Source organism: Thermogutta sp. (assembly GCF_039793925.1).
Taxonomy (GTDB): domain Bacteria; phylum Planctomycetota; class Planctomycetia; order Pirellulales; family Thermoguttaceae; genus Thermogutta.
The window spans coordinates 1-10,606 of record NZ_JBAMME010000206.1; the positions used below are offsets into that span (position 1 = coordinate 1).

7 protein-coding genes are annotated in these 10,606 nt (G+C 56.9%); 4 read left to right on the forward strand and 3 right to left on the reverse strand.

All coding sequences use genetic code 11. From position 1 onward, the window contains the following. Positions 1 to 931 (reverse strand): DUF1559 domain-containing protein (locus ABJK56_RS08200; RefSeq protein WP_347244180.1); only part of this gene is annotated, 931 nt, incomplete at its 3' end. 512 nt (positions 932 to 1,443) lie between these two features. Here ABJK56_RS08200 and dnaG point away from each other — a divergent pair. The 3 genes from dnaG to ABJK56_RS08215 all read left to right on the forward strand — a co-directional run bounded on the left by dnaG (position 1,444) and on the right by ABJK56_RS08215 (position 5,964). Then, positions 1,444 to 3,381, forward strand: a complete 1,938-nt coding sequence (gene dnaG, locus ABJK56_RS08205; RefSeq protein ID WP_347244181.1) for a DNA primase — start codon at positions 1,444 to 1,446, stop codon at positions 3,379 to 3,381. 102 nt (positions 3,382 to 3,483) lie between these two features. Continuing rightward, a complete protein-coding gene (locus ABJK56_RS08210) occupies positions 3,484 to 5,148 on the forward strand; it encodes a sigma-70 family RNA polymerase sigma factor (RefSeq protein WP_347244182.1) in 1,665 nt (554 codons plus the stop codon). Positions 5,149 to 5,229: 81 nt separating this feature from the next. Continuing rightward, entirely contained in the window at positions 5,230 to 5,964 is a 735-nt protein-coding gene (locus ABJK56_RS08215) for a hypothetical protein (RefSeq protein ID WP_347244183.1), read from the forward strand. 5 nt (positions 5,965 to 5,969) lie between these two features. Here the strand turns inward: ABJK56_RS08215 and ABJK56_RS08220 are convergent, their stop codons facing one another. Further along, entirely contained in the window at positions 5,970 to 7,988 is a 2,019-nt protein-coding gene (locus tag ABJK56_RS08220; protein ID WP_347244184.1) for a helicase C-terminal domain-containing protein, read from the reverse strand. A gap of 247 nt (positions 7,989 to 8,235) precedes the next feature. Between ABJK56_RS08220 and ABJK56_RS08225 the strand changes: the two genes are divergently transcribed. Next, positions 8,236 to 8,862, forward strand: coding sequence for a hypothetical protein (locus ABJK56_RS08225; protein ID WP_347244185.1), 627 nt, complete (start codon positions 8,236 to 8,238; stop codon positions 8,860 to 8,862). Here ABJK56_RS08225 and ABJK56_RS08230 read toward each other — a convergent pair whose 3' ends face one another. Next, complete coding sequence (locus tag ABJK56_RS08230; protein WP_347244186.1) at positions 8,863 to 10,053, reverse strand: hypothetical protein; 1,191 nt, start codon at positions 10,051 to 10,053, stop codon at positions 8,863 to 8,865. Between the last annotated feature and the right edge of the window lie 553 nt (positions 10,054 to 10,606).

A 10,606-nucleotide genomic window follows, 5' to 3' on the forward strand; every position in this document is an offset into this window, starting at 1 on the left:
CACGGGGACGGTTCTTGGCTGGCGGCTGGAAGAATTTGCGGGTTTGATTGTTGTAAGTGAATGTGCAATCTCCCATCCACCACTGGCCTTCTTCGTCGTCCCAGGTCACATTCGGATCGTTGCAGTTGCACCCGAAGAAACCCTGTGCCTCAGGTCCAATATCGGTTTTCGCCCACAGGTTGCAACCGTCAGTCTTCCCATTGATACCTTGCACACTCCACGCATTAGCGGTCACCACGCTTTCACCCGTGATTCTCGGTTTTTCCACCTCCACGATGGTGTTAGAAGTACCGTCGGTGATTTTGTCGATTTTCTGTTCACCACTTGCGTTGTCCCACGCTACGTTCCAAACGTTCAAACTACCACCTGGAGTTCTGCGACCGAAAACCTGGGCATTTGGTACGTAGCACGTGAGACTGACGGGCCGGAGCGCACCTCCCATTACCCAGGAGTAACCTCCCATTTGAATTTGCATCTCAGAGTCGTCCGCTGGGCATTGGAGCACCTCGACCGGATCAACGTCAAACCAGTTCCCAGGCTTGGAACGAGATTCTGCCAGGACACAGTTATCCCAGATGGGATCCTCTTTAAGTTGTCGGAGTTCGAGGAACGGGAGCAAGCAATAAAAGTATGTGATTTTGTGGCCAGGGTTGTTGGGCTCCGCATACTTTCCCCGGTAGATGACCGAGTTACTGCCCGGGTTCAGGCTGACCCATTGATTGATAATAATGGGTGGGAATTCTTTGTACGTATCATGGGCATTGTGTAGAGCAATCCCGTGCTGTTTAAGGTTGTTCGTGCACTGGGAACGACGTGCCGCTTCCCGCGCGGCTTGGACGGCCGGTAGCAAAAGTCCAATCAGGATGCCAATAATCGCTATCACAACCAGGAGTTCCACTAGAGTGAAGCCAGAAAACTTGGACCTTCTCATAGCACAGTCCCTCCCAAAAAAATGAAAGAGCCGACAAAACCTTAAATCTTACGCACTCCTCAAGTGCCGCGAAAATGCAAGCTTTATGAACCGACGCTCACGAGACAATCTAAAGTACCGGATCACTATCGTCAAGCAATTGGCAAATTTGGCCACTAAAATTCAACGACGAAGTGAGTGCTAGCTCATAGTCTGAGATATAAAAGGTATTTTGCGCGAGTCGGCCAATAGGTTACACAATGCGATCATTTCCATCCCGCACGGCGGATTTTGGCCGGATATATAAAAAGATATTTGGCAAATGTTGTTAAGCTGCACATTTTACGCAAATGACTGGCGTTGCCCTTGACCCACGGAGGCACTACCCGCTAGACTTCCCCTCAATCGTTCGCGTAACGAGCGAGATAGTGGCTCGGGTGCCGCGAAAAGGTGTTTTCGACTTGCACGCTGTCTGCCCTTTACCCGGGGTGGTGCGGTACAATCAGGATAGAATGAAGGAGGGGGTCGCCAGCGTGTACAGCTACCTGTCCGCTGAAGGCACCGCCAGGGAACGGCTTGCCCCACGGCATCACCTGAACAGGGATGTCATGCCCAGGCATCCGTTCGGCCTGTCCTCAACTATGCCGCTCAGTCCCTATTCCGACATCAAAGAACAAATCCGCCAGGCGATTGACATCGTTGATCTGGTGGAACGTTATATCCCTCTCCGTCGTCAGGGCCGGGGATTTGTAGGGCTCTGCCCGTGGCATGACGATCATCATCCCAGTCTGCAGGTCAATCCCGAGCGCCAATGCTTTCGGTGCTTCGTCTGTGACATCGGCGGGGACATTTTTAGCTTCGTCATGCGCATGGAAAACGTCGAGTTCCCCGAGGCACTGGCCATGCTGGCCGAGATGGCGGGAATACCTCTTCCGCGAACCGCAGGCAAACCGAGTGGGGGAGATCGCAAGCAGGAGCTGTTCCGCATCATGGCCTGGGCAGAGCAGCAATATCACGCCTGCCTGCTTGAATCGTCCGAAGCAGCGACTGCACGCCAGTACCTCCGCGAAAGGGGGATATCGGAGGAGAGCATCCGAAAATTCCACCTCGGATTTTCCCCGCTTCAGCCGGATTGGATCCTCCGTCGGGCAAGGCGGGATCAAATCGATCCCAAACTGCTGGTGGCTGTTGGCATCCTCACGTCGGCGCAAACTCGCGAGTGGATCGATCGCTTCCGTGGTCGGGTCCTCTTTTCCATTCGTGATGCCCAGGGCAGACCGGTCGGCTTCGGGGGGCGTGTTCTTCCTCAGATGGCCGAAACCACTCCCGCCAAATACGTGAATTCGCCGGAGACCCCGCTCTTTGCGAAAAGTCGGCTGCTTTATGGGCTCGATCTTGCGCGGGAAGCTTTCCGCCGGACCCGAACAGCGCTGGTCATGGAGGGCTACACCGACGTCATCATGGCCCATCAATATGGCTTTTCCAACGCCGTCGCAGTTTTGGGAACAGCTTTGGCCGACTCCCATCTGAAATTGCTCCAGCGGTACGTGGATCGCGTCGTGTTGGTTTTGGACGGGGACGAGGCAGGGCGACGACGGGCGGCACAGGTGCTGGAGTTATTTGTCGCCCGGCAAATCGACCTTCAGGTGCTCACGCTGCCCGACGATCTTGACCCCTGCGATTATCTTCTGCAGTTTGGCGCCGCTGGTTTTCAGGAAGCGCTCGACGAGCGAACCGTTGACGCGTTGGACCATGCTTTTGCCGCGGCCACGTACGGCGTCGATCTGGAAAACGATGTGGCGGGCGTGAGTCGGGCAACAGATCAGGTGCTCAGTGTTATCGCCAAAGCTCCGGCCAGGTTGGGCGAACACTCTGCCCAGCAACAGGCCCGGGAATGGAAAATCCTTTCTCGACTGGCAGTCCTCACCCGCATTGACGAAGGGGTCCTCCGACGGCGGTTGGAAGAACTGCGGCGGGGGCACGCCCGACCGCATGTGGTGCCCGCGGTTCCCTCGCGTTCGAGCCTGGACGGCTGGCACCGGACCTTTCTGGAGTTCCTGGTTGCCGTTCCCGAGGGTGCCCGACGGTTGCGGGAACATTTTTCAGTAGAGGATTTGACCTCGCCGCCCGCCCGCCAGATTTATCAGGCGGCCCTGGATTTGTTGGAACAGGGGCAACCGGTCGATTTCGAACATTTGATGTTGGCGCTCGATGAGGCTTCGCTGCATAATGTCCTGGTAGACGTGGAGCAAACGGCTCGGGACAAGAAAGTTCCGGAGCAAAATCCCGATGAGTTGCTGGACGGCCTCCTGCGAAGCCATACGGCGCGGATTGCCCAGTTGCAGGCTTCCCAGTTGGCCCATGCCTTGCGAAAAGGAGGACTGGCACCGGAAGAAGAGCTCGACTTGTTGAAACGGATCATAGATCAGCAGAAAAATCGCCAGAAGTGGTCCGAGCCCACGGAAGGGTGAGGTTTCTGGCGTCGGGAAATCGGCGATTCCCGCACTTCGTTCAGTCGCGGTTTCCCGTGATCTGTCTGGCTTTCGGCACGGAAGCACGAAAGGAGGCGACCCGTGAAACAGGCCGACAAGGAGTTGCAACGGCTTCTTGCTCAAGGACGAGCCCAGGGTTATCTGACGTACGACCAGGTCATCAGTTATCTTCCCGATCAGGAAACACGACCCCAACGGTTGGACCGGCTGATCACGGCCCTGGAGGAAGCGGGGATCGAGCTGGTCAACCGGTTGCCGGCGGGACCCAACGGGGAGGCCGCAAGCAAGGACGTCAGCTCTCCCGCCGAAGATCCCCTCCTCAAAGACCCACTCCTCCGCGATCTATTGCCCGGTCAAAAGGCCAAATGGAACAGTGACCCCATCCGGCTATATCTGAGCCAGATGGCCAACATCCCCTTACTGACGCGGCAGCAGGAGATCGCCCTGGCCAAGAAAATTGAGGTGACCCGCAAGAGATTCCGTCGCACGGTGATGGGGTGTCATCTGGTCCTCAAACAGGCGGTTCAAACGCTGGAGGCGGTCCAGCGCGGAGAACTGGCGTTCGATCGAACGCTCAAGATGTCCCTTACCGATCAGTTGACGAAGAGCCAGATCCTGGGGCGGATGCCGCACAACCTGCGGACCCTCCGCGGCTTGATGGCCGCCAATGAGCGGGACTTCAAGCGGTTGATCAATCGGCGAACCCCTCCGGAAATCAAGGCCAAGGCACGGCGTCGCTTTTTGGCCCGGCGCGCAAGGATGCTGATCCTCGTGGAAGAGCTCGGATTGCGAACGCGGCGCGTCCAGGCCATGATGCAGCAGATGCGCGATGTGCTGAAGCGGATGGAAGAGATCCGCGCCAGACTCCGCGAGCTAAGAACCCAGCCAGGTGAGCTGGGAGAACGCGAGCGGCTGCGGCGGGAGTTGTGCGATCTGATGCTGGCGACTCAGGAAAGCCCGCGGAGTTTGCGGAGCCGGTGTGAAAAAATGGAGGCCCATTTCCGTGATTACACCGAGGCGAAACGCGAGCTTTCCAACAGTAATCTCCGGCTGGTTGTTTCTGTGGCAAAACGCTATCGGAACCGCGGGTTGAGCTTTCTGGACCTTATCCAGGAAGGCAACACCGGACTGATGAGGGCGGTGGACAAGTTTGAATATCGTCGGGGCTTCAAATTCTCGACGTATGCCACATGGTGGATTCGGCAGGCCATCACTCGCGCGCTGGCGGAACACTCGCGGACGATCCGCATCCCTGTTCACATCATCGATCAGATCGGTAAACTGAAAAATGTCTCTCGCCGGTTGATGCACGAACTGGGACGCGAGCCCACAGCCGAGGAGATGGCCCGGGCTGCGCAGGTGTCCGTCGACGAAGCCAATCGGCTCCTGGAAATGGGGCGTCAACCCAGCAGCCTGGATCGGCCGGTGGGAGAAGATGACGACGGCGCGTTCAGCGAATTGATTGCCGACCGCAACCTCGACAAACCGGAGTATGTCGCGCATCGAGAGTTACTCAGGGAAAAAATTGAAAGCCTGCTCAAAACGCTCACCTACCGCGAGCGGGAAATCATCCGGTTACGGTATGGTTTGCGGGATGGCTACGCGTACACGCTGGAAGACGTGGGACGTATCTTCAGGGTTACCCGCGAGCGCGTCCGTCAAATTGAGGCCGACGCGATGGAAAAGCTTCAGCATCCCGTGCGAGCAAAACAATTGGAAGCTTTCGCGAATGAGCTGGTGGCGTAATACCGCCGCCCTTTTTTGGTGCCCGAGGCGGGCTGTCCGTACAGGACAGCCCTTTTTTTATTCCTCTGAGGAGGTAGTTCTATGACATCCCAGGCGCAAACAGTTCCCGAAATACTTCGTCGGATCCATAGTCTTTACCTGCAGTTGGACGAACTGCGGGGCCGCCTGTTGAAAGGCCCACGGCTGGCCCAGGCCCATCAGGAACAAATTCGTCAGGCCGAAAAAAATCTGGAACTCACCAAAAAAGCACACACCGAAGCGCGTATGGCCAGTCACGCCAAACAACTGGAGTACGAACAAAAACTGGCCGACATTCAGAGGCGAAAAGGCCGACTTCTGGAGTGTGACGACAATCGCGAATATCAACTGCTAAAGGATCAAATCGCCGCCGACGAAATGGCCGCCAGTGTGCTCGCTGACGAGGCCATCGAACTGATGGCGAGAGTGGAAGAAATGGCGATCAAGGTTCAGGAAGCAGAGGCCGCAGTCGCAGCAGCGAAAGAAACAGCCGCCAGGTGGCAGGAAGAGTTTTCTCGTCAGGAGCCGATCATTCGCAGCGATATAGCTCAGGTGGAAAAGGAGCTCAAACATCTGATCGCCCAACTCGACGCGATGCTGCCCCATGAGATCAAGGATCTCTACCAGCGAACCCTCCGCAGCAAGGGGAGTGACGCCCTGGCACCGCTCCGGGGTGATTTCTGCGGAGGATGCAATCAGCATGTGCCCATCAATATGCGGAGCGATCTGCTTTGCGGCAAGCCGATTTGGTGCCGATCCTGCGGCCGCCTCCTCTACATCCCCGAGGACGCAGCGTGAAGAAATCACCCTTCACGGTGGGGACGAGACTTCTCAAATAGGGGACTTGCGTCCACGATGCTTTCTTCCACCACGCGGCACGGCGGCAGGGATCGTAGGAATATCCTGCCATAGCTTTTCTGACATACCCGAGAATCCAGGATCACCACAATTCCCTTGTCCTGCTTTGTACGGATAAGCCGCCCAAAACCCTGGCGAAGTTTAATCACCGCTTCAGGGATCTGATAGTCATAAAAGGGATTGTGCCCTGCCGCTCGTAGGGCCTCGAGCCGGGCCTCGATGAGCGGGCGGTCGGGAACCGCAAAGGGAAGGCGCGTGATGATCACGTTCTGCAGTGCTTCGCCGGGGACGTCCACGCCCTGCCAGAAGCTATCAGTTCCGAAAAGGACCGCACGCGGCGTCACTTTGAAGCGTTCCAGCATTTGCGTTCGTGGTATCCCATCCGCCTGAGAGAAGAGCGCGTACTTGTGCTCCGAAAACCACGGCTGAAGGGCGCTGGCCACCTTTCGCATCAGGTCGTAACTTGTGAAAAGAACAAACGCGCGGCCCTCTGTGCGGGCAATGTACCGCTTCAGCATGGCCACCAGCGCACGCTCGTAGGCCTGGGGATCCACCCCGGGATCCGGCATATCGCGCACGAGAATCAGTTCCACCTGTTCGCTGTAATTGAAAGGACTGCCCACCTGAAGGGTTTCTACATGGGTGAGGCCAACACGCGACTTGAAGTATTCAAACCCTTGCTCGGCCACTGTGAGCGTGGCGCTGGTCATGATGACCCGGGGGACAGCCTGGAAAAGATGTTCCCGTAGAAGGCTTCCCACTTCGATAGGCGCGGCGCCAAGGGTCACCCGTGGCAGCGAACGGTTCTCGCTGACCTCCACCCAGTACACGTGATCCGACTCTCGCTGCTTCACCCAATGGTCGATGGCGACGGCCAGCGATTGGAGGCGATCTCGCGCGGCGATGAGGTCCTGCCGTTCCTCCTCGGGATGGACGTCGGCCGCTCGACGGTGGACAATGTGCGCAAGTTTTTCCAATCCCTCGCTCAAAGAATTGCGAAAAAGATTGGACTGCCGGACCCGGCCGTTGCTCGATTTCTCCTTTTCGTACCAGTCAAGCACCTGGGCAAAAAACTCGTCGGACCGATAAAGACAATCCAGAACGGCCTGCTGGCCCTCCGCACTTTTGTAGTGGACAAGCAGCCCCCGCTGCGTCCTCTCGTTGTACAACCGCCGTAGATTGTATGCGATCTGGGTGTTGCTAATCTCCAGCCCAAATTGCTCCGAAGCCACGCTCTCCAGCGTGTGGGCCTCGTCGATGATAAGCAGATCGTACTCCGGTAACAGAGAGGCACCCTGCATCCTGAGAGCGAGATCGCTGAGTAGCAGAGCGTGATTCACGACGAGAATCTGGGCCCGCTGCGCCCGGCGTCGTGCTGCAAAGTAGAAGCAGTTGTCATAATGTGGGCAGCGGTTTCCCAGGCAGTTATCCTTATCGCTGGCAACTTCGTCCCAAACGGTGGCCAGGGGCCGAAACGGCAAATCAGAAAGGGAACCATCGCTCGTTTGAGCAGCCCAGGTGGCCAGGGCCTGCAGTTGCTCCCATTCTTCGTCTGCGAAAAGCGTTCGGGAACGTGTCAGGGCATTCCCCAAGCGACGACGACTGATGTAGTTTCCGCGGCCCTTCACCAGGACCGCCGTAAATTCATACGGCATAATGCTCCTCAAAAAAGGGATATCCTTGAGAAGCAACTGTTCCTGCAAACTGATGGTGTGAGTGGAAATGACGGCGCGCGCGACGTCCCGGGCGGGCAGTTCCCCAGCCACGGCCAGGATCGTGGGAACCAGATAAGCAAAACTTTTTCCCACCCCCGTCCCGGCTTCCACAACCAGATGTCGCTCCTGAATAATGGCCTTTTCTACGGCCTCCGCCATCTCGAGTTGCTGCGGGCGGTGCTCGTACCCGGGCAGGCGGACCGCAATACGTCCCTGAGGACCGAGAATTTCCGACGATCGACTGGCCATAAAGTCTGCCTGAAGACGGTCACCACCGCCAGCCGCGGATGGAAGAAAAAAGGTATCCGGCGGTGAGTGTCGCTTGTTCCTTTATCTCCTTTAAGTTATCTTAAAGCACGGTCTCTCACCAGGCTCGCGGGTGTAACTGGACGCAGTTAATCAGCCCGCTTGTCCGGCCCTTAACTCCTTCTACGGTTGGTTCTGGACAGGGAAAACAATCAAAAAGACTCTGTCCCGAGGATCCAGGGAAAATAGTATGCCCATTGAGTTCTACTGCCCACAGTGTGGAAGTCACTTGCGGGTGCCAATTTCTGCGGCGGGGAAAAAAGCAGAGTGTCCGCAATGCGGGGCGATCACTGCGGTTCCCAGTCGCTCCACAGCAGGTGTCTCACGAGGCGTGCCGTCCCAGGAACCGCACTCTGAGGAGCAGGTCAACATCGAGCGGGGACAGACAACCGTTCCCGGAGAGAATGTTCAAGAAGGGGCCTTTTCCGCCGGAGAGGGCGTCGGTTCGGGTGGACACGCAACGATGGTGGGGGCACCGTCTGCCATTCCCATCACACCGGCGATGCAGAGCCCTTACTCGGGTCATCCTTCGCCCGGTTACTACCCACCCCCATCGGCACTTCCAAGTCTTGAAGACACGGGTATGTCCGTGGCCGCTCTCATCTTGGGGCTGTTCGGCCTCATTGCATGGTGCTGCCCGATAATAGGCTTCTCGGTGGGTTTGCTTGCCCTGATATTTGGGATCATTGGGGCAGGCCGCGGCGGCCGCGGCATGGCAGTCGCCGGGATCGTACTCAGTATCGTTACCCTCGTGCTCAGCACCATCAATGCTATTCTGGGCATCATGCTTCAATTGGCCGAGGAGATGCCGCTGTGATCAATCCTCAGCGGGACTACTCGATCCTCGCAATTCCCACGCGTTCAGCCACTTGGTTTTCACCGGCACCAGCCCGAGTTCCAACAAACGCTCATGGAAATGGTACATGTGCCCGGCGCCGTAGAAAATTGCGATCCGACGGTGCCCCTGAGCGATCTGCTCGCGAAGTACCTGCAGCACCTTTTCGTTACGGCCAGAAATCAGCGTGGATCCTTGCGGACCCTCGAGTGCACGGATTTGCCCCTCCACGTCTTCCGCCAATTGCTCAGCAAACAGCCGTTTCATCTCAAGTTGTCGGTCTTTGCTGAAGAGTGCTCTCAGAAAGTCCAGGTCGTTGGCCCCCGATGGCCTGGCCTGACTTCTTGCAAATTCATAGCCAAACGCTCGGAAAAACATGGTCCAAACGCTTTCACCTTTCTCTTCCATGGCGCGGGTGAATTCCTCCGGTGACATGTCCGCGTGAACGAAATTCGGCCGCTGATAATCGATCGCGTCAAGCTGAAAGACTAGCCCAAGAAAGTCGGTCATCGACCTCTGGATAAGGGAGACAGGATGCGCAGAGCGGGTGCCCGGCGTCACACGGGTTCCCTCTGGCGCCACGAGTTCATAAAGGACCACATCATACCGACGTAATCGCTTGTTGAGCTCTTCGTAGTAGCTTTGTTCCGCAATGTGAATCACGCTTACAAGGTCCACGCGAAGGTCCGGTGGAAGATTTTTTTCGGTCATCGGTTTCTTTTCCGAGTTGCTGCTGGCGGAATTCTCAGCCTCAGGACGCGGCTGATAGGAGACGATGGCCGTCTGAAGAAATTGCGGTTCACCCTTCTTTTTTTGGAGGCGAACAAACTGAGGAGGTGGTTCCTCGTTCGGCACCGCGCCGTTATTCTCGCCTTGCCCAATCGCTTTGGAGCGGTCAGGCCCAGTCCTTGCTAACTTTCTCGAATCTGCCGTGTTCTGACTTTTCGATCTCTTGTTGCTGGTTGACTTCTCCTGCACCTGCAAACTGGCGGAACCGTCTTCACCGGTACTAACAGTCACCTCACTTGCCGCTCCTGCCACTGACACGGCAAGAGTGGACTCCTCCGTTTGAGCCTGGAACGCCATGCCCACTTCGCCGTCCAATACTGGGGCGGCCAGCACGGTCATGCTTCCCAGGCAAAAGGCCAATGAGAGTATCCGTTCGCTTCGCATTCTCGCGCTCGAATAAAGCGGACGCAGAAGCCGGCCGAGCAGGGGGAAAGAGAGCAGGGAAGATTGGGGATCCATTGTCGCACCTGAGATTAATCTGAATTCAGACCCTTCGAAACGAGTTTCCTTTCGTCATCTCCACACCGTGTGACACTTGTTGAGCCTTCAGGCGATGTCCGTGCATTCGGAAATCGCGGAGGAAGCGAGGCTCACCTTTGGGCGGGCATTGTCTTACCGAGGCCGCCCAGACCCCAGTGCTCCGAGGGGTGGTCCCCGTCAAAGGCATTGTATCGTCGGATCCAAAAAAGGTACTGCCTCCCCGAAATCACTGGGGCCACATGGATCGCGACACATTAGAGCATACCGCGAAAATCCCGCCGAGCAAACTGGAATGCCCACCTGGAGAGGGGTAATCGGGCTGGCTGTGGGGCGAGCGGCGACACGCCCTGTCCAACACGAGGTTGAGTCTTCAAAGATAGGGCGATCCGAATAATTTCGGTTCGTTGGATCCGAAACTTTACGGAAAATTGGAACTTTGAGCCTGGCCACGCGATCA